Raw genomic sequence first — 23,113 nt, forward strand, 5'->3', positions numbered from 1 at the left:
TCCGTGCTTAGGACACGCCATAGGCTACGCCCTAGCGTTTTTGGGATGGGGAAATGGCGTCAGGCGTGCAGGCCCGGGTGTTGATCGCAGCGCGCGATGATTCCGTGGCCGGGGCCCTGGCCGAGGGGCTGGATCAGCGCGGCTGGCGGACCATCACGGCGCGAGGGCTGGCCGGTGCCGAGGCCGCCCTCTCGGACATGACCCTGGAGGCCGTCATCGTGGATGCGGCCGGCTTCGGGGCCGAGCTGGGGCCGCTGGTCGCCCGGCTGCGGGCCGCGTGCGCGCCGCGGCGGATGCCGATGGTCGCAGTGGCGCGGCCCGATCCGGCCCTGAGCGAACACGGCTTCGACCTCGTCATCGCCCCGCCGCTGCATCCCGCTCAGGCCGCGACGCGCCTGGAAAGTCTCGTCCGGACAGCCGTTTGCGAGGAGGAGTTCGAGCTGCGTCTCGACACCTTCGCCGAGCGCGGCCACGCCCTGGAGCCCCCGGCGGACGATCCCTCGCCGTTCCGCGTCCTGGCCATCGGCGAGCCCGCGCCGCAGTTCCTGGCCCTGTCCAACGCCCTGGCTCGCAACGGCGCCGAGGTGACGGGCGCCTTCACGGCCTTCACCGCCTTCGACTTCCTGCACGAGCGGCCGTTCGACGCCGTGGTGCTCTGGGCCGGCGACAGTCCGCAGGAGGCCCTGTCCATCGCCGCGGGGATGCGCCGCAACACCCGGCTCTATCACACCCCCGCCCTGCTCTATCTGAAGGGCGGGGCCACGGTGACCGCCGCCGAGGCCTATCATCGCGGGGTCAGCGACGTGGCCGCGGCCGACACGCCCGAGAGCGAGACAGCGCTGCGGATCGTCGAACTCGCCCGCGCCTTCCGTCGCCAGAAGGCGGTGCGCGAGGCGCTGGAGCAGGCGCGGCAGTTGGGCCTGATGGACGCCGCCACCGGCCTCTTCACCCGCGACCTCTTCGCCGCCCATCTGGTGCGCCTGGCTCGGGCTTCCCAGGCCCGCCGGCGGCCGCTTAGCGTCTGCGTCCTGAAGGTGTCCGAGCGTGCCGAGCTGCAAGCGGCCCGGGCCGGGGGCTGGGTGGCTCGCGCCATCCCGCAGATCGGCTCCATGATCGGCCGCCTGGTGCGGGTGGAGGACACGGCCGCCCGGCTTGGGCCCGAGGTGTTCGCCCTCGCATTGCCCGCGACGGCCCTGCCCGCCGCCTGCGCCGCGGGCGAGCGCATCGCCGCCGTCATCGGCTGCACCGCTTTCGAGGCGAGCGAAGGCGCCAAGCCCTTCGTGGTGGAGTTCGAGGTGGGCGCGGCCGAGGTCACCTCCTCCGACAGCGTGGCCCACGCCCTTGAGGAGGCCGCCGCCGCGGCCGGCCGGCGCAAGGCCGGCTGACGACGCCGCAGCGGCTTTGGCGGCCGCAGTCTAGGCCGCGAGACGGGCCAGTTCGGCCAGGACCTTCTCGGCGGCGTTCAGCCGCTGGAGCGGGGTTTCCCACTCGCCCTTCACCACCACCTTGTGGTCGGGGCGGATCTTCCAGGCGACCTGGTTCTTGGCCACGAACTGCACGAGCCCCATGGGGTTCGGGAAGTCGTCGTTGCGGAAGCTCACCACCGCGCCCTTCGGCCCCACGTCGATCTTGGCGACATTGGCCTCGCGGCACAGGCCCTTGATGGCCACGACCTTGAGGAGCTGATCGGCCTCGGGCGGCAGCGGCCCGAAGCGGTCGATCAGCTCGGCGGCCAGGGCCTCGCGGTCGTCCGCCTTCTCCGCGTCGGAGATGCGGCGGTAGATCGCCAGCCGCACATTGAGGTCGGGAATGTAGTCCTCGGGCAGCAGCACGGCCGCGCCGGTGTTGATCTGCGGCGACCAGCCCCGGTCGTGGACCAGGCCCTCGGCGCCCGCCCGGGTCTTCAGCTCGTTGACCGCGTCCTCGAGCATCTGCTGGTACAGCTCGACCCCGATTTCGCGGATGTGCCCTGACTGCTCCTCGCCCAGCAGGTTGCCGCCGCCCCGGATGTCGAGGTCGTGGCTGGCCAGCTGGAAGCCGGCGCCCAGGCTGTCGAGGGACTGCAGCACCTTCAGCCGCTTCTCCGCCGACAGCGTCAGCTGCTTCTCGGCGGGCGTCGTCATGTAGGCGTAGGCCCGGGCCTTGGAGCGGCCCACCCGTCCGCGCAGCTGGTAGAGCTGGGCCAGGCCGAACATGTCGGCCCGGTGGATGATCAGGGTGTTGGCCGTGGGGATATCGAGACCGCTCTCCACGATGGTGGTGGACAGCAGCACGTCGTACTGGCCGTCGTAGAAGGCGCTCATCACCTCCTCGAGCTGCGTGGCGCTCATCTGGCCGTGGCCGACGACGAACTTCACCTCCGGCACCTGCTCGCGCAGGAACCGCTCCAGGTCGGGCAGGTCCTTCAGCCGCGGGGCGACCATATAGGCCTGGCCGCCGCGATACTTCTCCCGCAGCAGGGCCTCGCGGATGACTACCGGGTCCCAGGGCGTGATGTAGGTCCGCACCGCCAGCCGGTCGACCGGCGGGGTGGCGATGATCGACATCTCGCGGATGCCGCTCAGCGACATCTGCAGGGTCCGCGGGATCGGCGTGGCGGTGAGCGTCAGCATGTGCACGTCGGCCCGAAGCTCCTTGAGCTTCTCCTTGTGCTTCACGCCGAAGTGCTGCTCCTCGTCGACGATGACCAGGCCCAGGTCCTTGAAGCTGACCTGCTTGGACAGCACCGCATGGGTGCCGACCACGATCTCCACTTCGCCCTTGGCCAGGCCTTCGCGGGTCTCAGCCGCTTCCTTGGCCGGCACCAGCCGAGAGAGGCGGCGCACCTTGACCGGCCAGCCCTCGAACCGCTCGCTGAAGGTCTTGTAGTGCTGCCGGGCCAGGAGGGTCGTGGGGGCCACCACCGCCACCTGCTGACCGCTCATGGCCACCACGAAAGCGGCGCGCAGCGCCACCTCGGTCTTGCCGAAGCCCACGTCGCCGCAGACCAGCCGGTCCATGGGCCGGCCGGCGGCCAGATCCTCCAGCACGTCGCCGATGGCGGCCAGCTGGTCGTCCGTCTCCTCGTAGGGGAAGCGGGCGCAGAACTCGCTGAACACGCCCTGCGGCGGCTCCACGGCGTCGGTCTGCTTGGTGGCCCGCTCGGCGGCGATGCGGATGAGGCCGTCGGCCATGGCCCGCAGGCGCTCCTTGGCCTTGGCCTTGCGCGCCTGCCAGGCGGCTCCGCCCAGCCGGTCGAGCTGCACGTTCTCGCCGTCAGCCCCATAGCGGGTGAGCAGGTCGATGTTCTCCACCGGCAGGTAGAGCTTCGCATCACCGCCGTACTGGAGTTCGAGGGTGTCGTGGGGGGCGCCCTGGACGTCCAGGGTCTTTAGGCCCTCGTAGCGCCCGATGCCGTGATCGATGTGGACCACGAGATCGCCGGTCGTCAGGGCCGAGGCCTCGGCGAGGAAGTTGGCCGCCCGCCGCCGCTTACGCGGCCGGGCCAGCCGGTCGCCCAGGATGTCGGTCTCGGAGATGACCGCCAGGTTGTCGGTCTCAAAGCCGTGGTCCAGGGGCAGCACCACCCGCTGGGGCTTCTTCGGGTCGGCCGCCTTGGCCTGGCCCCAGTAGGCCGCCAGCGGCAGGCTCGGCAGGCCATGGTCGGCGAGCATGTGGCCCAGCCGGTCCGAGGAGCCGTCCGACCAGGAGGCGAACAGCACCCGTTTGCCGTCGGACGACAGCTTCTTGGCGTGGGCGACGGTGGCCTCGAACAGATTGACGCTGTCGAGTTTGCGCTCGGGGCCGAAGTCCCGGCCCTGGCGCGCCCCCATGTCGATGACGGCCTCGCCCTCGGCCTCCTGGAAGGCGGAGAACCGCCGGGTCGGCCGCTTGGCCAGCTGTTCGTTCCACTCGTCCTTGTCGAGATAGAGCCGGGTGGGCTCGAGCGGATGGTAATGCATCCGCCGCTCGGTCGCCGTGCGGCTCTCATAGGCGTCGGCGATCATCTCCAGCCGCTCGTCGCGGGCGTCGCGCGAGAGGTGGTCGAGCGCCACCAGGGCGTCCTTGGGCAGGTAGTCCAGCAGGGTCGCGAGCTCACCGTAGAACAGCGGCAGGTAGTGCTCCATCCCGGCCCGGCGGCCGCCCTCCGAGATGGCTGCATAGAGCGGATCGTCCCCGGGCGCGCCGAAGGCCTCGAGATAGCCGGTGCGGAAGCGGCTGATGGCTTCGGCGTCCAGCAGGGCCTCGCTGACCGGCAGCAGGCTCACCTCTTTGAGTTGCCTGGTGGAGCGCTGGGTCTCCGGATCGAAGGCGCGGATGCTTTCCAGGGTGTCGCCGAAGAGGTCCAGGCGCACCGGCTCGTCCGCCGTGGGCGGGAAGACGTCGATCACCCCGCCGCGGATAGCGAACTCGCCCTTGTCCGAGACCGTCGAGGCCCGGGCGTAGCCGTTGACCGCGAAATAGCGCTCCAGGTCGGCGATCTCGACCGAATTGCCCACCTTGGCGGAATAGCTGGCCCGCTTGACGAACTTCACCGGCGGAACCCGCTGCAGCAGGGCCGGCGCCGTCGTGACCAGCAGCACCGGCTTCTTCTCGTCGAGGCCGGCGGCGAGCTGCGACAGCGTGGCCATGCGCTGGGCGGCCACCCCCGGCGACGGGCCGATCCGGTCGTAGGGCAGGCAGTCCCAGGCCGGGAACGTCAGCACCTCGACATTCTCCGCGAAGAACCGGAAGGCGTCGACGAAGGCCGACAGCCGGGCTCCGTCCCGGGCCACGAACACCGACAGGCCCTTCCGGGCCTTGACGATGTCGGCCATCACCAGGGCGTCGAAGCCCTCCGGCGCGCCCACCAGGTCCAGGCGGCCCGGATCCTCGGCCACCCGCCGCAGTTGGGCGGCGCTCACTGGACGCGATCCGTCAGCTGCCACCGGTCATCCCCTTGGCGTAAACCTCGTCGCGGAACGCCTTGAGCCGGTTCATCAATTCGCCGTCGAACTCGGGCGGCGTGGGCAGGGTCTCGACGATCCAGGCGTAGAGGTCCTGATCGGGCTGTTCGAGCAGCCGTTCGAACCAGTCCAGCTCATCCGGAGTGAAGGTCGAGACGTGTTTGTCCGCGAACGGGCCCAGGATCAGGTCCGCTTCCCGGAAGCCGCGGCGCCAGGCCCGCAGCTTCAGCTTCTTCAGCCGTGCATCTTCGTTGGTCATCGGAAGGTCGCGGATATAGAGGTCCCCTCGCCTCTGCGCCAGTGAGCTATGCTCGAAGCATGCGGCCGGAGATTCTGTTCCCGCTCTTCGCACCGGTAAGCACGCTGAAGGGCGTCGGCCCGCGCGTGGAGCCCCTGCTTGCGCGGGTGGCCGGGCCCATCGTCCGCGACGTGGCGTTCCTTAAGCCTCACACCATCATTCGCCGCACGCCCGCGGTCCTGTCGGCCGCCCGCGACGGCGAGATCATGACCTTCGAGGTGGTGATCGAGGAGCATCAGCGGCCCCGGGCCAACGGCCAGCCCTGGCGCATCCGCGCCTCCGACCCTACCGGCTGGATCACCCTGGTCTTTTTCGGCCGCTTCGGCGACGGTCTCGAGAAACGCCATCCGGTGGGCGCCCGGCGGATCATTTCCGGCAAGGTCGCCGACGATCGGTTCGGCCGCCAGATGGTCCACCCCGACTACATGGCCGATCCCGAGAAGGCCGAGGAGATCCCCGAGGTCGAGCCGATCTATCCGGCCACCGAGGGCCTCCCGGCCCGCCGGGTGCGGACCTTCGTGCTGGAGGCCCTGGCGCGCACGCCCGACCTGCCCGAATGGCAGGACCCGGCGTTTTTGGCTCGAGAGCGGTTCCCGGCCTGGCGGGAGGCCCTGGGGCGGATGCACGCCCCGGAGGGCGAGGCCGACCTGTCGCCCCTGACGCCGCACATGCGCCGCCTCGCCTATGACGAGCTGCTGGCCCACCAGCTCGCCATGGCCCAGCGCAAGGCCGCCCGCCGCCGCGAGCCGGCCGCGCGCATCGCCGCCAGCGCCGTCGCGACCCAGGTCCAGGCGGACCTACCCTTCGCCTTCACCGGGGCCCAGGCCCGCGCCCTGGCCGACATCCGCGCCGACTTGGCCTCGGGCGAGCGGATGAGCCGGCTGGTCCAGGGCGACGTGGGCTCGGGCAAGACCGTGGTGGCCATGTGCGCCATGGCCGACGTCGCCGCCGGCGGCGGCCAGTCCGCCCTGATGGCGCCCACCGAAATCCTGGCCCGGCAGCACTATGAGACCATCGCCGGGCCATTGGCCGCCCATGGGATCGCCGTGGTGCTGCTCACCGGCCGCGACAAGGGCAAGGCCCGGGCCGAAAAGCTCCGGGCGCTGGCGTCCGGCGAGGCGGCGGTGGCGGTGGGCACCCACGCCCTCTTCCAGGACGACGTCGCCTTCCAGCGCCTGGACCTGGTGGTCATCGACGAGCAGCACCGCTTCGGGGTCGCCGAGCGTCAGCGACTGCAGGCCAAGGGCCGTGCGGTCCACCTCCTGGCCATGTCGGCCACGCCGATCCCGCGGACCCTGGAACTGACCATCTACGGCGACCTGGACGTCTCGCGGATCGACGAGAAGCCGCCGGGCCGCACCCCGGTAGCCACCCGGGCCGTGCCCATGTCCCGCCTCGACGAGGTGGTGGGCCGCCTGCGCGAGGTGGTGGCGGCCGGCGCCCAGGCGTTCTGGATCTGCCCGCTGGTCTCGGAATCGGAAGTCAGCGACCTCGCCGCCGCCGAGATGCGCGCCCTGGCCCTGAAGAAGGTGGTGCCGGCCGTGGGGCTGGTCCACGGCAAAATGAGCGGGCCGGAGAAGGACGCCGTGATGGCCGACTTCGCCGACGGCAAGCTGTCGGTCCTGGTGGCCACTACGGTCGTCGAGGTGGGGGTCAATGTGCCCAACGCCACCATCATGGTCATCGAGCAGGCCGAACGCTTCGGCCTCGCCCAGCTGCACCAGTTGCGGGGGCGCGTGGGCCGCGGCGCCCGGGAGAGCGCCTGCGTGCTCCTGTACGACCCGCCGCTGTCCGAGACCGCCCAGCAGCGCCTCGACATCCTGCGCCGGACGGACGACGGTTTCCTGATCGCCGAGCGGGACCTGGAGCTGCGCGGCGGGGGCGACGCCCTGGGACTGCGCCAGTCGGGGTTTCCGGACTATGTGTTCGCCGACCCCTTCGCCCATCGCGAGCTGATCGCCGCCGCCGGCGATGACGCCCGCCTGATCATCGCCCGCGACCCCGACCTGACGTCCGAGCGAGGCAAAGCCCTCCAGGTCCTGCAGGAACTGTTCGACTGGAAGGCCAACCTCGCCCTCAGGGACGCGGGCTAGGGATCAGACCTTCACCATCCGCTTGCCGCGGTTCTCGCCGTGGAGCAGGCCCACCAGGGCTTCGGGAAGCTTCTCGAAGCCCTCGATCACATCCTCCTGCACCTTCAGCCGGCCGGAGGCGACCCAGGCCTGGAGATCGGCCAGGGCGGCGTCGTTGCGGTCGGCGAAGTCCGAGACGATGAAGCCGCGCAGGTTCAGGCGCTTGGTGACGATCAGGCCCGGCACGCCCCGGGGCCCATGTCGCGGCGCCTCGCCGTCATACTGCGAGACGGCCCCGCAGCACGCGATGCGGCCGAAGGTCTTCATGGCGAACAGCACGGCCTCGAACACCTCGCCGCCCACATTGTCGAAATAGACGTCCACGCCGTCGGGACAGGCCGCCCGCAGCTGCGCCTTGAAGTCCGACGCCTTGTAGTCGACGGCGGCGTCGAACCCGAGCTCCTCGGTCAGCCAACGGCCCTTTTCCGCGCCGCCGGCGATGCCCACCACGCGGCAGCCCTTGATCTTGGCGATCTGGCCGACGATCGAGCCCACCGAGCCGGCCGCAGCCGACACCACCACCGTCTCTCCAGCCTTGGGCTGGCCGCACTCCAGCAGGCCGAAATAGGCGGTCAGGCCGGCCACGCCATAGACGCTCAGCAGATGCGTCAGCGGCTCCAGCCGGGGCTGCTTGCGCAGGTTCTTGGCCGGAAGGGCCGCATAGTCCTGCCAGCCGGTGTCGCCGAACACGAGGTCGCCCACGGCGAGGTCGGGCGAATTGCTTTCCACCACCTCGGCCAGGGCGCCGCCGGCCATGACGTCGCCGGCGTTGATCGCCGAGCGGTAGGTCGCCCCCTGCATCCAGGCCCGGTTGGCGGCGTCGAGCGACACATAAAGGGTCTTCACGACCACCTGGCCTTCGCCCGCCGTGGGGCGCGGCCCTTCCGTGAGGCGGAAATGGCCGGGGGTCAGCGGGCCCTGCGGCAGCTGGTCGAGCACGATCTGGCGGTTCACGTCGGACATGGGGCTTTTCCTCGACTTTCTAGAGATCTGGGGGCTGGTCTTGCGGGGCCGCCTCGGACGGGCGCGCCTGGAAGGCCGTGAGCCTGGCCTTCGCGTCGGTTTCGAGGTCGGCGTAGAACAGATTGAAGCCCGGCGCCTTGCGGCGGTCGGCCCAGGAGCCGCTCTTGCGCAGAGAGGCCGACTTGGGCCGGCTCACATGCAGCACGCCGTGCTCGCAGCGGGCGCTCACCTGCCGGGCCAGGAAGGCCGGCCGGGCGCCCCACTCCAGACCCGTGGCGTTGGCGGCCCCCTGGTGCAGGCGGGCCGGCGCCGGGGCGTCGGTGACCGCCCCCAGCACGGGATTGAAGCAGAGGGCCGGCCGGGGCGTCAGGTTCACCAGGTCGCCGCGCTCGTTCCACACCAGGGCCCGGTCCAGCCGGCGCTTGGCGGCGTCGAACTCGCCCTCGGCCACCCGGCTCCAGGCCGCCAGGCAGCCAGCCTGGTCGCGCGCCGCGCACGGCGGGATCGGCGGGCGATCGGCGGGAGCCACCGTGTCCATCAGGTAGGCCGCCACGAGACGCGCGCGCAGGGCCGGGTCGCGGGCCACCTCCTCCTCCAACAGGCGCAGGCCCAGGGTGCCGCCCTGCTCCACCCCGACGATGAAGAACGGCCGGCCGCCGTTGTCGCGCTGCACATAGGTGCGGAAGGCCTCGGCCACGTCCCCATAGGCGAAGCGGCGCGCCTCCCGGGCGTCCTCGCGCAGGGTCAGGAGGCTGTAGAGGCTGGCCTGACGGTAGCGCGGCGCATAGACCCGGCCGATGCTGACGAAGGGCCCCACATAGTTGGGCGCCATCACCTCACGGAACGTGCGGTCGGCCTCGGGGTCGTGGATCGGCGCGTTCCAGTGTCGGCCGCCGTCATAGGTGGTGGGGGCGATGAAGAAGACGTCCGCCGTCCGGTTCGGCGGCCCGGCCTGGGGCCGCAGCCACCAGGACTCCGGCTCTGAATAGTCCGGCGCCGGCGGCGGCACATAGGTCTGGAACGGCGCCTTGGGATCCAGGGCGGTCTGCTGCAGGTCGCCCCAGTAGAAGCCGATCGCCGCGCCCACCAGCAGCACCAGGCCCAGGAACAGGCCTGTCAGCCACCGACGCCGGCGCGGCTGGCCACCCCGCTCCATCTAGCGCCTCATCCTAGCGATAGGGGTCGGGCTGGCTGAGGAAACGGCCCACATAGTCGGCGATGCCCTCTTCCAGCGGGGTCATCTTGCCGGGGTAGCCGGCCTCGAACAGCCGGTCCATCCGCGCCTCGGTGAAGTACTGGTACTTGTCGCGGATGGCGGGCGGCATGGGGGTGTACTCGATCTGCGCCGGCTTGCCGGCGGCGGCGAAGACATTGCGGGCCAGGTCCTCGAAGGTCCGCGCCTGGCCGCTGCCGAGGTTGAAGATCCCGTTCACCTGCGGGCTGTCGAGCAGCCAGCGGGTCACGTCGGCGACGTCGCGCACATAGACGAAGTCGCGCTTCTGCCCGCCGTCCGGTACGTCGTCGCGATAGCTCTTGAACAGCTGCACGCCCTGCCCCGCCCGCACGTGCGGCCAGATCTGGGCCGCCACGGACTTCATGGAGTGCTTGTGCTCCTCGTTCGGCCCGTAAACGTTGAAGAACTTGAGCCCCACCCACTGCGGCGGCGCATAGTCGCGCGAGGCCTGGCGGGCCGCGAAGACGTCGAACAGGGCCTTTGACCAGCCGTAGGTGTTGAGCGGCCGCAGGCGGACCAGGGCCTCGTAGCTGTTGTCGTCGTCGAAGCCGTATTCGCCAGCCCCGTAGGTGGCGGCCGAACTCGCATAGACCAGCCGCCGCTGCCGGTCGGCGCACCAGCGGAACAGGTCCCGGCTGAGGGTGAAGTTCGAATGGATGATCTTGTCCGCGTCGGGTTCGGTCGTGGACGAGACGGCGCCCATGTGGATCACCATCTCCACGTCGCGCCAGCGCTTCTCCAGCCAGTCGAACATGTCGTCGGGGGCCACGAAGTCGCCGATCGGATGCTTGGCGATGTTGCGCCACTTGCCGAGTTCGGCCTCGCGCAGGCGATCGCAGACCACCACGTCGAGGCTGCGGTCCTCGGCCAGTTTGGCGGCGATGTTCGAGCCGATGAAGCCCGCGCCGCCGGTGACGAAGACGATCTTGCGGCTCATATGGACTCTTTCTTCATGCGCGCGATGGCGGCGGTCGTGGAATAGCCGTCGACGAGGGTCGCGAGGCGCACCTCCCCGCCCCAGCTCTTCACCTCGGCGGCGCCCACCACCTGATCCTCGGAATAGTCGGCCCCCTTGATCAGCACGTCAGGGCGGGCCGCCTCGATCAGCTTCAGAGGGGTCAGCTCGTCGAAGGGCGCGACGAGGTCGACGCTCTGCAGGCCGGCGAGCACCAGGGCCCGGCTCTCCAGGTCGTTCACCGGCCGCCCCTCGCCCTTCAGGGTTCGCACCGAGGCGTCGGAGTTGAGGCCGACGATGAGCCGGTCGCACCAGGCCTTGGCCTGGGCCAGATAGGCCACGTGCCCCCGGTGCAGGATGTCGAAACAGCCGTTGGTGAAGCCCACCCGCAGGCCCTGGGCCCGCCAGCGGGCGACCTCCTCGACCATCCGTTGCGGGGTGGCGATCTTGGCTTCCGCCGGGGCCATGTGGGCGGTGAGCGCCGCCTCGATGAGCTCCTCGGCGCTGACCGTGGCCGTGCCCGCCTTGCCCACCGCCACGCCCGAGGCGAGCTGGGCGAAGGCGATGGCGGTCTCCAGCGGCGCCTCTGCCGCCAGGGCCAGGCCCAGGGCCGCCAGGGCCGTGTCGCCGGCGCCCGAGGCGTCGAACACCTCCCGGGCCACGGTGGGGAAATGCCGCACCGGCTCGCCGCGCAGGGCCAGCGAGACGCCCTTGCCGCCGCGGGTCACCATCACGCCCCGGGCGGGCCACAGCTCCAGCGCCCGGGCTAAGGCGTCTTCCACCTCGGCGTCGGTGTCGGTGGGCAGGTCCGTGGCGTGGGCCAGCTCGGAGGCGTTCGGCTTGATCAGGTCCACCTCGCCGTAGCGGGCGAAGGACCGGGCCTTGGAATCCACCACCACCTTGGCGCCGGTGGCTGCGGCGGCCTCGCGGCAGGCGGCGATCACCGCGTCGGTCACCACGCCCTTGCCGTAGTCGGAGAGCAGGATCACGCCTGCGCCCTGGGCGGCCTTGCGGATGGTGCGGACCAGCTCGGCCTCGCAGGCGCCGTCCACCGGACGGCTCTCCTCCAGATCGACCCGCAGGAGCTGCTGGCCGCCAGAGACGAAGCGGGTCTTCAGGGTGGTCGGGCGGGTCGGATCGGTGACGAGGAAGCCCTGCACCGCCGCCTCCTCGCCGATCAGGCGCGAGGCTTCATGGCCGTCGGCGTCGCCGCCGATCACCCCGACGAGGGCCACCGAGCCGCCCAGGGCGGCCACATTGCGGGCGACGTTCCCCGCCGCGCCGAGCATGACGATCTCGTGGCTGCGGGCCATGACCGGGATCGGCGCCTCGGGCGAGATGCGGCTCACCGCGCCATAGACGAACCGGTCCACCATCAGGTCGCCCACGCAGGCGACCCGCTTGCCAGGGACCTCGCCCAGGAGGTGCTGGAGTGCGGCCAGATCCATGGCGTTCAGCGTGTGCGGCGGCTTGTGGGGCGGGTCAAGCCGCGCGGGCCACTTCATGCAGGGCCTTGAGCTTGGCCAGCAGCGCCTCGGCGCTGTCGAGGGGCAGGCAGCTCGGGCCGTCGCACAGGGCCTTGTCGGGTTCGGGGTGGAACTCAAGGAACACGCCGTCGGCGCCGGACACCACGGCCGCCTTGGCGATCACCGCCACCCCCTCGCGCCGACCGCCCGTGGAGGCCCCGCCGGTGCGCGGGTCGGCGCCCGGCAGCTGCACCGCATGGGTCGCATCGATGGTCACCGGGACGCCCAGCTTCTTCATTTGGCCGATGCCCAGCATGTCGACCACGAGGTTGTTGTAGCCGAACGAGGCGCCCCGCTCGCAGAGGATGGTGATGTCGGCGCCGCCCACGGCCTCCTTCACCTTGGAGACGATGTTCTTGGCGTCCCACGGAGCGAGGAACTGGCCCTTCTTCACATGCAGCAGGCCGCCCGCCGCATGGATCGCCCGGGCCGAGGCCACCACCAGGTCGGTCTGGCGGCACAGGAACGCCGGAATCTGCAGAAGGTCGATGACCTCGGCCAGGGGCTGCGCCTGGTCGGGCTCGTGGATGTCGGTGCAGAGCGGCAGGCCGAGTTCGTCCTTCACGGCCTTGAGCATCTTGAGGCCCGCCTCGAGCCCCGGCCCGCGGTAGCTGGTGATCGAGGAGCGGTTCGCCTTGTCGAAGCTGGCCTTGAACACATAGGGCAGCCCCAGGCGCTCGCAGACGGCCTTGAGATGCCGCGCGGTCTCCAGCGCCAGGCCCGCGTCCTCCAGCACATTCAGGCCGGCGATGACGGTCAGCGGTTGGCCGTCGCCAATGGCGAGGTTCCAGCGGTCGAGCTTCAGGACGGCCATGACGTCTCCTTGGGTCGGGCGCGCCTGAGTGGCGCAAGCTGCGGCAGGCCGCAACCCCTCACCGCCCGACGGCGCCTGCCGCAGGGCGAGCCTGGATTCGCACAGGCTGACGGATCGGTGTTATCGTTGCGGCGACGCTTAGGGGGAAGCGACCATGAGCGTGGATCTGCCGATGCAGGAACTTCGTGGTGCGCCCGCCGCCTTCAAGGCGGCCGCGCGCATTCTGGCGCGCCAGTGGCAGGCTGGCGTTCTGGTCTTCGTTCTGCCGGACGGGCGCGAACTGCGCCTGACGGGCGCCGAGCCCGGCCCCAAAGGGCGGCTGCTCGTCCGCGACTACCGATTCATGCGCCGGGTCCTGGCCTCGGGCGACATCGGCTTCGCCGAAGGCTACATGGCCGGCGAATGGGACACGCCCGACCTTTCGGCACTGCTTGAGGTCCTGGCCCTCAACCTTTCCAGCATCGACAAGGTGGCCAGCGGCAATCCGCTGATGTCGGCGGTGCATTTCATCCACCACCTGCTGCGGCCCAACACCCGCGCTGGCTCGCGGCGGAACATCCACGCCCACTACGACCTGGGGAACGCCTTCTATTCCCGTTGGCTGGACCCCACCATGACCTACTCCTCGGCCCGTTTCGAAAAGCCCGGGGAGCCGCTGTCCGAGGCCCAGAAGCGCAAGTACCGCACCCTGGCCGAGAGCATGGAGCTGAAGCCCGGCCAGCATGTCCTGGAGATCGGCTGCGGCTGGGGCGGTTTCGCCGAGTTCGCCGCCCGCGAGGTGGGCGCCCGCGTCACCGGCATCACCATCTCCGAGGAGCAGTACCGCTTCGCCAAGGAGCGCATCTTCCGCGAGGGCCTGAACGAGCGGGCCGACATCCGGCTCGTGGACTACCGGGACGTGGACGGCCAGTTCGACCGCGTGGCCTCCATCGAGATGTTCGAGGCGGTGGGTGAGCGCTGGTGGCCCACCTACTTCGGCAAGATTCGCGACAGCTTGGCCCCGGGCGGGCGGGCCGGCCTGCAGATCATCACCATCCGCGACGAGCTGTTCGACGGCTATCGTCGGCGGGCCGACTTCATTCAGAGGTACATCTTCCCCGGCGGGATGCTGCCCTCCGAGGCGCGGCTGAAGGCCGAAACCGCCAAGGCGGGCCTGTCCTGGGCCGGGATTTCGCGCTTCGGCCAGAACTACGCCGACACCCTGGCCGAATGGGCCCGCCGCTTCGAGGACGCCTGGGACGAGATTCGCCGCCTGGGCTTCGACGAGCGCTTCCGCAAGCTCTGGCGCTTCTACCTGTCCTACTGCGAGGCGGGCTTCCGGACCTCCCGGATCAACGTCGTTCAGCTCTCCTTGGCGCGGACTTAAGGCTTTCTGTCTGTTGCAACGGCCGCGCCTTGCCTAATTAGCGGCTATGCAAGTCGCCAACAGCGTTCTGGACGCCATCGGGAACACCCCCCTCATTCGCCTGCGCCGGGCCAGCGAGCTGACCGGTTGCGAGATTCTGGCCAAGGCCGAGTTCATGAATCCGGGCCAGTCGGTGAAGGACCGCGCGGCCCTGTTCATCATCCGCGACGCCGAGGCCAAGGGGCTGCTTCGGCCGGGCGGCCGGATCGTCGAGGGCACCGCCGGCAACACCGGGATCGGCCTCGCCATGGTCGGCAAGGCCCTGGGCTATCGCTGCACCATCGTCATCCCGCGCACCCAGAGCCAGGAGAAGAAGGACGCCATCCGGCTCTATGGCGCCGAGCTGGTGGAGGTGGACGCCGTCCCTTACGCCAACGAGAACAATTACGTGAAATATTCCGGCCGTTTGGCGGCGGAACTTGATGCGAAGGAGCCGGCCGGGGCGGTCTGGGCCAACCAGTTCGACAATGTGGCCAACCGCCAGGCCCATGTGCAGGGCACCGGCCCCGAGATCTGGCGCCAGACCGACGGCAAGGTGGACGGCTTCATCTGCGCCGTGGGCTCGGGCGGCACCCTGGCCGGGGTCGCCGAGGCCCTGCGGGCGCGCAAGCCCGACGTGGCCATCGGCCTCGCCGACCCCCACGGGGCGGCGCTCTACAGCTACTACACCGACGGCGAGCTGAAGGCCGAGGGCAGCTCGATCAGCGAAGGCATCGGCCAGGGCCGGATCACCGCAAATCTCGAGGGCCTGAAGATCGACCATGCCTACCGCATCTCGGACGAGGAGATGCTGCTGGCGATCTATGACCTGATGGAGTTCGAAGGCCTGGTGATGGGCGGCTCCACGGGAGTCAACGTCGCCGGCGCCATCCGCATGGCCAAGGACCTGGGACCCGGCCACACCATCGTCACCGTGCTCTGCGACCACGGCCAGCGCTATCAGTCGAAGATCTTCAACCCGGCCTTCCTGCGCGAGAAGGGGCTGCCCTGTCCGCGCTGGCTGGCCTAGCCGCCCTGAGGAGCGACGGATGAGCGACCCGATGGTGTCCACCGGCTGGCTGGCCGAGCATCTCGACGACGCCGACGTGAGGGTTGTGGACGCCAGCTGGTTCATGCCGGACGATCCGCGTACGGGCCACGGATCATATGCCGAGGCGCACATCCCCGGCGCAGTGTTCTTCGACATCGACGAGATCGCCGACAAGGAAAGCGGCCTGCCGCACATGCTGCCGGCCCCCGAGGCCTTCGCCCGGGCGGCCGGGGCGCTCGGCCTGTCGCGGGACCGTACGGTCGTGGTCTACGACGCCCTCGGCCTTTTCTCGGCGCCGCGGGTGTGGTGGACCCTGCGGGTCATGGGCTTTGAGAGGGTCTTCGTCCTCGATGGCGGCCTCAAGAAGTGGCGCGCCGAAGGCCGGCCCGTGGTCAGCGATGCGCCCGCCCTCGCCGCGGTCGACCTCGATCCGGCCTTCCGCCCCGAGCTGGTGCGGGACCTGGCTGCTGTCCAGGCCCACCTGGAGCGCGGCGACGCCCAGCTCCTCGACGCCCGCGCCGCAGCCCGCTTCCGCGGCGAGGCGCCCGAGCCCCGGGCCGGCCTGCGCTCGGGCCACATGCCGGGGGCGCGCAACCTGCCGTTCGCAGCCATCGTCAACGAGGACGGGGTCCTGAAGTCCGAGGGCGAGCTGCGCCTGGCCTTCGAGGGCGCGGGGATCGACCTTGCCCGCCCGGTCGTCACCACCTGCGGCTCTGGCGTCAGCGCCGCGGTCCTGGCCCTGGGCCTGGCGCGCCTGGGCCGGGACGACGTGGCGGTCTATGATGGCTCCTGGACGGAATGGGGGGGCCGCCCCGACACCGCCGTCGTCACCGGAGCCTGATCCATCGAGATCCGCCAAGCGCGCGAAAGCGACCTGCCTCACCTGCCCGGCATCGAGCGGTCCGCCGCCCGGGCCTTCCTGGGCCTGGATGTTCCAGCCGCGTTCCTCACCGAGGTCTCGCCCGGCCACTCCTGGCGCGCGCATCTGGCGGACGGACGCCTGTGGGTCGCCGAGGAACAAGGCCGGCCGCTGGGCTTCCTCGGGGCGCTTGCCGACGACGACCGGCCGCATGTCGAACAGCTGCAGGTGCGGCGCGATCATCAGGGGCGCGGCATCGGCCGCCGCCTGCTCGCCGCCGCGGAGGCCTGGGCCCGCGAGCGCGGCTTCCGGCTCCTGTCGCTGACCACCTTCCGCGCGGTGGCCTGGAACGGGCCCTTCTACGCCGCCCAGGGTTTCGTGGAGGTCGCCCCCGAAGCCATGCCGGCGGGCCTGCGGGCCGTCCATGACCACGAGCTGGCGCTGGGCTGGCCCGACCGTTGCGCCATGATCAAGCGCCTCTAGCGGATCGGCGGGGCGTACATCAGGCCGGGCTTGGGCGCCGACCACAGGGCGTTGAGGCCCCGGTCCAGCTTCAGGGGCGAATCCGCCCCGAGGTCGCGCCGGAACAGCTCGTGATAGGCGCCTACCTGCAGGATGGCCTGATAGGCCCAGTCAGGCTCCAGGCCGAGCAAGGCGCCGAGGTCGCCCTCCACGCCCAGCAGGCGCCGCGTTTCCGGGTCGGTGGCCGTATCCCTGGCCTGCTCCACCGTCCGCGAGCTCAGGCCCAGTTCCTCGGCGAGGATCAGCGCCCGCACCGTCCAGGCGACGATGTCGGCCCAGGCCGGATCGTCCTGCCGCACTACGGGGCCGAGGGGCTCCTTGGAGATGACGTTGTGCAGGATCTCGTGGGCGCCGGGATTGTTCAGCAGCGAGCGCGACGCGGCCAGGGCTGAGATATCCGCGCTGAAGGCGTCACATTCGTCAGCCTCGTATCGCTGCCGCGCCTCGGCCTCGCTGGGGGTCACCACGGCCCGGTAGCGCAGGCCGCGCGCCCGGAAGAAGTCGGCGAGATTGGCCTCGCTGGCCGACCCGGCCTGAACGCAGATCCGGGCCCCGCCCAGTTCCTCGGCGCTGGCCAGGCCCAGGGCCCGGCGGGTGAGGAAGCCCTGGCCGTCGTAGTAGGTGGTCACCGGGAAGGCCACCCCGAGGCCCACGTCCCGCGAGAGGGTCAGGGAGGTGTTGCGCGACAGCACGTCGATCCGCCCGGCCTTGAGGGCCGAGAAGCGGTCCGCGCCGTCGATGGTGGTGAACTGCACCTTGGCCGCATCGCCCAGCACCGCCGCGGCGATCGCCCGGCAGATGTCCACGTCGAAGCCGCGCCATTCCCCGCGCGCGTCCCGCAGGGCGAAACCCGGCAACGCCGGATGGACGCCGCAGATCAAATACCCCCGCGCCTGGACCGCCTTGAGCGTCGGGCTCTCCGCCGCCGCATAGTCCGGCGCCTGGGTGACCGCCTGCGGCTGAGGCGGGGGCTTGGCGGGTTCAGGCGCCTGTCGGGCCTCACAGGCTGCGAGGCAAAGCGCCAGGGCGGCCATCGGCGCCAGCCGGATCATTCCTACTCCTTGAATCGGAGAAAGTCGGAGGTCTAAGAGCGGACGGCACTTTCGCCAGCGTCGTCCAAGGCCGCAACCCCGCATGTCCTCCGGACCTCTTTCCGGTGCCTCCGACACCACCCGCCTGATCCACGTGGCCACCGGGCAAGGCCCGCTCTGCCGGACCGTGGGGCCGCCGATCCAGCGGGGCTCCACTGTCCTGCTGCCGGACGCCGCGGCCATCTATGACGAGGGCGGCTGCGTCACCTACGGCCGCGGCGGGCTCTCGGCCCAGACGGCGCTGAAGGAGGCCCTGGCGGCCATGGAGGGCGCGGCGGGCGTCACGCTCTATCCGTCGGGCCTGGCGGCCGTCACCGGCGCGCTCCTCGCCCTGCTCTCGGCCGGCGACGAGGTGCTGGTGGTGGACACGGTCTACAAGCCCGTCCGCCGGTTCTGCGACAAGGTCCTGGCCCGCTACGGCGTGAAGGTCACCTACTACGACGCCTGCGCCGCGCCGGAAGCCCTGGTCGCCTCCGCCTCGCCCGCCGTGCGGCTGATCCTGCTGGAGAGCCCGGGCTCGCTCACCTTCGAGATGCAGGACGTGCCCCGCATCGCCGCTCTCGCCCGGGAGCGCGGCATCCTGACGGCCATCGACAACACCTGGGGCGCGGGCTTTCTGTTCCGCCCCCTGGAGCATGGGGTCGACATTTCGCTCCAGGCGCTCACCAAGTACGTCGGCGGCCACTCCGACGTCTTCATGGGCTCAGCCGCGGCCCGCGATCCCAAGCTGGTGCGGGCGCTGGAGGACGGGATCGTCAATGTCGGCTGGTCGGTGTCGGGCGACGACGCCTATCTGATGCTCCGCGGGCTGCGCACCCTGCCCATGCGCCTGGCCGCCCACGGCGAAGCCGGCCTCAAGGTCGCCACCTGGCTCCAGACCCAGCCCGAGGTTGGGAGCCTGCTCCATCCCGCGATGCCCGGCTGCCCGGGGCATGACATCTGGGCGCGGGACTATACGGGGACCTGCGGCCTCTTCGCCTTCGCCCTCAAGCCCGCGCCACGGGCGGCCGTCGACGCCCTCCTTAACACCCTGCAGATTTTCGGCCTCGGCTTCTCCTGGGGCGGCTTCGAAAGCCTGGCGATCCCCTGCGATCCGCAGCTCGCGCAGCGCCGCCTGCCCCGGGACTATGGCGGGCCGCTGGTGCGCCTGCACATCGGCCTGGAGAGCCCCGACGACCTGATCGCGGACCTCCGCCGCGGCCTCGACGCCTACGCAAAACTCGCCGGCTGACGCTCGGGGCCCGGAACTCCCGCCGCCCTGCCGGATTGCTCCGCCGAACCCTTCAGAGGAGACGGACGCATGAGCGAGCCGAACACCGGGCCCGACGCCGAACGGCGGGCCGAGCGCGTCGCCGACCACGAGCGCGAGATCCAGGACCGCATCGAGGCCAGGGAGGCTCGTTCGTTCCAGGTCAAGGATGACGAGCCGCCGCCTCAGACCGGCGCGCGGGCCTATCCGGTCCCGCCGCTGCCCCGGGAGAGCCTGGAGAAGCCGGGCCTGGAGAGCGACCTGTCCCTGCGGCCCATGTGGTACGCCCCCTACTACCGGGGCTCGGGCAAGCTGGAGGGCTTCGCCGCCCTGATCACCGGCGCCGATTCCGGGATCGGGCGCGCCGTGGCCGTCCTGTTCGCCCGGGAAGGCGCGGACGTGGCCATCGCCTATCTTGAGGAGCACGAGGACGCCGAGGTCACCAAGGCCGCGGTGGAGGCCGAGGGCCGACGCGCCATCCTGCTGCCGGGCGATGTCTCGGACCCGGCCTATGCCGAGGCGGCCGTGCGCCAGACCCTGGAGGCCTTCGGCAAGCTGGACGTGCTGGTCAACAACGCCGCCTTCCAGATGCACGCCGCCGCCATCGAGGACATCGATTACGACCACTTCGACCGGACGCTGAAGACCAACCTCTACGGCTATTTCAACATGGCCAAGGCCGCCGCGCCGCACCTGAAGGCCGGCGGCTCCATCGTCAACTGCGGCTCGGTCACCGGGCTCGAAGGCTCCAAGGAGCTCCTCGACTACTCCATGACCAAGGGCGGGGTGCACGCCTTCACCCGCTCCCTGGCCGGCAGCCTGATCAAGCGCGGCGTGCGGGTGAACGCCGTGGCGCCCGGGCCGGTCTGGACGCCGCTCAATCCCGCCGACAAGCCCGACAAGACCCCGGAGTTCGGCAAGGACACGCCCATGGGCCGTCCCGCCCAGCCCGAGGAGCTGGCGCCGGCCTTCGTCTTCCTGGCCTCGCCCCAGACGGCCAGCTACATCACGGGCGAAATCCTGCCGGTGATCGGCGGCTACTGAAGGGACGGCCCATCGAAGCCTGGCTCGATCAGTTCCTGGCGGCGGAGCAGCTTCCGGCGCGCTTCGCCGAGACGGTGGAGCGGGTCTGCCGGCCCCTCGCCGACCGCGCCGCGCGCCTGGCCGAGGTGCGCGGCCGCGCCGTGGTGGGCCTGTGCGGGGCTCAGGGGTCAGGCAAGTCCACCATCGCGGCGGCCACCGTGAAGCTGCTGGAGCAGGCCGGGCGCTCCGCCATGGCCGTCTCCCTGGACGACTTCTACCTCGGCCGCGAGGCCCGGGCCTGGCTGGCGGGCCAGGTCAGCCCCCTGCTCGCCACCCGCGGCCCGCCGGGCACGCATGACGTGGCCATGGCCTGCGACGTGCTGGACGCCCTCGCCCGCCCCGGGGCCACGTCCCTGCCCGCCTTCGACAAGGCCACCGACGAGCGCAGGCCCCAGGCCCAGTGGCGCACGGTGGAAGGGCCGGTGGAGGTGGTGATTTTCGAGGGCTGGTGCGTCGGCGCCCGGCCGCAGCCCCGGACCGACCTCGCCCGCCCGGTGAACGCCATGGAGGCCGAGGAAGACGCCGACGGAGCCTGGCGGGCCTATGTGAACGCCCAGCTGGCAGGGCCGTATCAGGCGCTCTTTGGCCGCCTCGATCTCTTCGCCCTGCTGGAGCCGCCCGGTTTCGAAGTGGTGCAGGCCTGGCGCACCGAGCAGGAGGCCAAGCTGCGCGCCCGCACGGGACGCGGCATGACCGACGCCCAGGTGGCCCGCTTCGTCGCCTACTACGAACGTCTCACCCGCTGGCTCCTGGCGGACGCCCCGCCCCGCGCCGATATGGTCTTTGAGCTCGACGCCGAGCGCCGCGTCGTCGGCGTGCGCCTCGCCGCTGGAGGTTTCCATGACTGACCGTCCCGCCTTTCAGACCGTCGATCCCGCCACGGGCGAGCCCGGCCCCCGCTACGAGGGCCACGCCCCGGCCGAGGCCCTGGAGATCGCCCGGGCGGCCCATGCGGCCTTCCCCGCCTGGCGCGCCACGTCCTTCGAGACCCGGGCCGGGCTGATGCGCGCGGCCGCGGCCGTCCTGCGCCAGCGGGCCGACGAGTTCGCCGAGCTGATGTGCGCCGAGATGGGCAAGGTGCTGGCCGACGGCCGGGCTGAGGTGGAAAAGTGCGCCGGCGCCTGCGACTGGTTCGCCGAACGCGCCGAGGCCTACCTCGCGGAGGAGCCCGTGGATTTCCCGGGCGCCGTGAAGGCCCAGGTGGTCTACCGGCCGTTGGGGACCGTCCTGGCGGTGATGCCCTGGAACTTCCCGTTCTGGCAGGTCTTCCGCTTCGCCGCTCCGGCCCTGATGGCGGGAAACACGGCGGTCTTGAAGCACGCCTCCAACGTCCCCGGTTCGGCCCTCGCCATCGAGGAGGTGTTCAAGGCCGCCGGCTTCCCCGCCAACGTGTTCCGCACGGTGCTGATCCCCAGCGATGGGGTGAAGGCGCTGATCGAGGATCCGGCCATCGCCGCCGTCAGCCTCACCGGCAGCGTCGCCGCGGGCCGGCAGGTGGCGGCCCAGGCCGGGGCGGTGCTGAAGAAGGCCGTGCTCGAGCTGGGCGGCAGCGACGCCTATCTGGTCCTCGACGACGCCGACATCGCCGCCGCCGCCAAGGTGGCCGCACAGGCCCGGATGGTGAATGCGGGCCAGAGCTGCATCGCCGGCAAGCGCTTCGTGGTGCTGACCTCGGTCCGGGAGGCGTTCGAACAGGCCCTGGTGCGCGAAATGGAGGCCTATGAGATGGGCGATCCCCGGGCCGAAGGGACCCGGCTCGGGCCTTTGGTGCGGGTCGCCGACCGGGACGCGGTCCACGATCAGGTCCGGCGCAGCGTCGAGGCGGGCGCGCGCCTGCTCACCGGCGGCCAGATCCCCGAGCGGCCCGGCGCCTGGTATCCTCCCACGGTGCTGGCGGGCGTGAAGCCCGGCATGGCGGCCTATGGCGAGGAGGTGTTCGGCCCGGTGGCCGCGGTCATCGAGGCGGCCGACGAGGCCGAGGCCATCCGCATCGCCAACGACAGCGAATTCGGCCTGGGCTCAGGCGTCCTCACCGGCGACCTCGCCCGAGGCGAGCGGATCGCCGCCGACGCCCTGGACGCGGGCATGAGCTTTGTGAACCAGAACGTTCGCTCGGACGTGCGTCTGCCCTTCGGCGGGGTGAAGCACTCGGGCTACGGCCGCGAACTCACCGCCTTCGGCATCCGCGAATTCGTCAACGTGAAGTCCGTGCTGGTGGCTTCGGCGCCGACCTCGGACCGGATGGAATAGAGGCCCGGATCATCGCCTCGCGCTCGGCGGGGCTCAGTGGGCGCCAGCGTCCTTCCGGCAGGTCGCCCAGCCGCAGGGGGCCGATCCGCACCCGCAGGAGGTCCACCACCCGCAGGCCTACCAGGTCGCACATCCGGCGGATCTGGCGCTTGCGGCCCTCCTTCAGCACAAAGCGGAGGGTGGCGCCCTCGATCACCGAGACCTTGGCCGGTTTCAGCTTGCGGCCGTCCAGCTCCAGGCCGTGCCGCAGCCGGGCCAGCTTGCGCTCGTCCAACTGGCCGGCCACCCGGACGATGTACTCCTTGTCGAGGTCGCTCTCGGGGCCGATCACCGCCTTGGCCAGCACGCCATCGTCCGAGAGGATCAGCAGCCCCCGGCTGTCCTCGTCCAGGCGGCCCAGGGGCGGCAGGCTGGCGTTCGGCGCCGGCGGCTCGCCCGCGCCGTGGAGATTGGCCCGGGTCAGGAGCCGCACCGCCGGGATGTGCCCCGGTTCGGGCTGGCCCGAGACGTAGCCCACCGGCTTGTTGAGCACCGCCGTGAAGCCCGTCAGCGCCTTGGCGGCGCGGTCGGCGAGGGTCAGGGTCTGGCCGGGAAGGATCTTGCGTCCGGCGTCGCTGACGGTCTCGCCGTCGATGCTCACCAGCCCGCCCGCGATGAGGGCTTCGGCCTCGCGGCGCGAGCACACGCCGCTCTGCGCCAGCCACTTGTTCACCCGTTGCGGTTCGGGCTCGTCGTATCGCCGTGTCCAGGCCATCGCCCGTCTGTAGGGGGCCTCGG

19 protein-coding genes are annotated in these 23,113 nt (G+C 71.0%); 10 read left to right on the forward strand and 9 right to left on the reverse strand.

Annotated features, from left to right (window positions below; translation table 11 throughout):
* Window positions 1-53: 53 nt before the first annotated feature.
* The gene (locus BO64_RS15055; RefSeq protein WP_496404131.1) at window positions 54-1,385 is read left to right on the forward strand and encodes a diguanylate cyclase domain-containing protein; all 1,332 of its coding nucleotides are present in this window, start codon (window positions 54-56) and stop codon (window positions 1,383-1,385) included.
* A gap of 30 nt (window positions 1,386-1,415) precedes the next feature.
* Here the strand turns inward: BO64_RS15055 and mfd are convergent, their stop codons facing one another.
* Complete coding sequence (mfd, locus tag BO64_RS15060; RefSeq protein WP_496404187.1) at window positions 1,416-4,868, reverse strand: transcription-repair coupling factor; 3,453 nt, start codon at window positions 4,866-4,868, stop codon at window positions 1,416-1,418.
* Between the two features lie 28 nt (window positions 4,869-4,896).
* The gene (locus BO64_RS15065; RefSeq protein WP_496404132.1) at window positions 4,897-5,184 is read right to left on the reverse strand and encodes an FAD assembly factor SdhE; all 288 of its coding nucleotides are present in this window, start codon (window positions 5,182-5,184) and stop codon (window positions 4,897-4,899) included.
* Between the two features lie 59 nt (window positions 5,185-5,243).
* On the opposite strand from BO64_RS15065, the gene recG reads away from it, so the two are divergent.
* Window positions 5,244-7,316, forward strand: coding sequence for an ATP-dependent DNA helicase RecG (gene recG, locus BO64_RS15070; protein WP_496404133.1), 2,073 nt, complete (start codon window positions 5,244-5,246; stop codon window positions 7,314-7,316).
* Between the two features lie 3 nt (window positions 7,317-7,319).
* On the opposite strand, the gene BO64_RS15075 is transcribed toward recG, so the two are convergent.
* The 5 genes from BO64_RS15075 to kdsA are packed head-to-tail and all read right to left on the reverse strand — an operon-like array spanning window position 7,320 to window position 12,847.
* Window positions 7,320-8,318: an NADP-dependent oxidoreductase gene (locus BO64_RS15075; protein WP_496404134.1), complete on the reverse strand. Its 999-nt coding sequence runs from the start codon at window positions 8,316-8,318 to the stop codon at window positions 7,320-7,322.
* A gap of 19 nt (window positions 8,319-8,337) precedes the next feature.
* Entirely contained in the window at window positions 8,338-9,474 is a 1,137-nt protein-coding gene (locus tag BO64_RS15080; protein WP_496404135.1) for a DUF3089 domain-containing protein, read from the reverse strand.
* 13 nt (window positions 9,475-9,487) lie between these two features.
* Window positions 9,488-10,489, reverse strand: a complete 1,002-nt coding sequence (gene rfaD, locus BO64_RS15085; RefSeq protein WP_496404136.1) for an ADP-glyceromanno-heptose 6-epimerase — start codon at window positions 10,487-10,489, stop codon at window positions 9,488-9,490.
* Window positions 10,486-11,955 carry a D-glycero-beta-D-manno-heptose 1-phosphate adenylyltransferase gene (gene rfaE2, locus BO64_RS15090; RefSeq protein ID WP_496404188.1) on the reverse strand — a complete coding sequence of 490 codons (1,470 nt, stop codon included), beginning with the start codon at window positions 11,953-11,955 and terminating at the stop codon, window positions 10,486-10,488. Before rfaE2 ends, rfaD begins: the two co-directional genes overlap by 4 nt.
* Window positions 11,956-11,989: 34 nt before the next feature.
* Window positions 11,990-12,847: a 3-deoxy-8-phosphooctulonate synthase gene (gene kdsA, locus BO64_RS15095; protein ID WP_496404137.1), complete on the reverse strand. Its 858-nt coding sequence runs from the start codon at window positions 12,845-12,847 to the stop codon at window positions 11,990-11,992.
* Between the two features lie 154 nt (window positions 12,848-13,001).
* On the opposite strand from kdsA, the gene BO64_RS15100 reads away from it, so the two are divergent.
* The 4 genes from BO64_RS15100 (at window position 13,002) to BO64_RS15115 (ending at window position 16,624) form a co-directional block, all read left to right on the forward strand.
* The gene (locus BO64_RS15100) at window positions 13,002-14,213 is read left to right on the forward strand and encodes a class I SAM-dependent methyltransferase (protein ID WP_496404138.1); all 1,212 of its coding nucleotides are present in this window, start codon (window positions 13,002-13,004) and stop codon (window positions 14,211-14,213) included.
* Between the two features lie 46 nt (window positions 14,214-14,259).
* Entirely contained in the window at window positions 14,260-15,261 is a 1,002-nt protein-coding gene (locus tag BO64_RS15105; protein ID WP_496404139.1) for a cysteine synthase A, read from the forward strand.
* Window positions 15,262-15,280: 19 nt separating this feature from the next.
* Window positions 15,281-16,123 (forward strand): 3-mercaptopyruvate sulfurtransferase, encoded by an 843-nt coding sequence (gene sseA, locus BO64_RS15110; protein ID WP_496404140.1) that lies wholly within the window; start codon window positions 15,281-15,283, stop codon window positions 16,121-16,123.
* A gap of 84 nt (window positions 16,124-16,207) precedes the next feature.
* Complete coding sequence (locus BO64_RS15115; RefSeq protein ID WP_496404189.1) at window positions 16,208-16,624, forward strand: GNAT family N-acetyltransferase; 417 nt, start codon at window positions 16,208-16,210, stop codon at window positions 16,622-16,624.
* Here the strand turns inward: BO64_RS15115 and BO64_RS15120 are convergent.
* A complete protein-coding gene (locus BO64_RS15120; protein WP_496404141.1) occupies window positions 16,621-17,715 on the reverse strand; it encodes an amino acid ABC transporter substrate-binding protein in 1,095 nt (364 codons plus the stop codon). The two genes, BO64_RS15115 and BO64_RS15120, sit on opposite strands and share 4 nt — an antisense overlap.
* 82 nt (window positions 17,716-17,797) lie before the next feature.
* On the opposite strand from BO64_RS15120, the gene metC reads away from it, so the two are divergent.
* The 4 genes from metC to BO64_RS15140 all read left to right on the forward strand — a co-directional run bounded on the left by metC (window position 17,798) and on the right by BO64_RS15140 (window position 22,336).
* The gene (gene metC, locus BO64_RS15125; RefSeq protein WP_496404142.1) at window positions 17,798-18,985 is read left to right on the forward strand and encodes a cystathionine beta-lyase; all 1,188 of its coding nucleotides are present in this window, start codon (window positions 17,798-17,800) and stop codon (window positions 18,983-18,985) included.
* Window positions 18,986-19,054: 69 nt separating this feature from the next.
* Window positions 19,055-20,047, forward strand: coding sequence for an SDR family oxidoreductase (locus BO64_RS15130; protein WP_496404143.1), 993 nt, complete (start codon window positions 19,055-19,057; stop codon window positions 20,045-20,047).
* Window positions 20,048-20,121: 74 nt separating this feature from the next.
* Window positions 20,122-20,934 (forward strand): kinase, encoded by an 813-nt coding sequence (locus tag BO64_RS15135; protein WP_496404144.1) that lies wholly within the window; start codon window positions 20,122-20,124, stop codon window positions 20,932-20,934.
* A complete protein-coding gene (locus BO64_RS15140) occupies window positions 20,927-22,336 on the forward strand; it encodes an NAD-dependent succinate-semialdehyde dehydrogenase (RefSeq protein WP_496404145.1) in 1,410 nt (469 codons plus the stop codon). Before BO64_RS15135 ends, BO64_RS15140 begins: the two co-directional genes overlap by 8 nt.
* Here the strand turns inward: BO64_RS15140 and BO64_RS15145 are convergent.
* Window positions 22,281-23,090 carry a pseudouridine synthase gene (locus BO64_RS15145; protein WP_496404146.1) on the reverse strand — a complete coding sequence of 270 codons (810 nt, stop codon included), beginning with the start codon at window positions 23,088-23,090 and terminating at the stop codon, window positions 22,281-22,283. The two genes, BO64_RS15140 and BO64_RS15145, sit on opposite strands and share 56 nt — an antisense overlap.
* Window positions 23,091-23,113 lie beyond the last annotated feature (23 nt).

Source organism: Phenylobacterium composti DSM 19425, assembly GCF_059568645.1.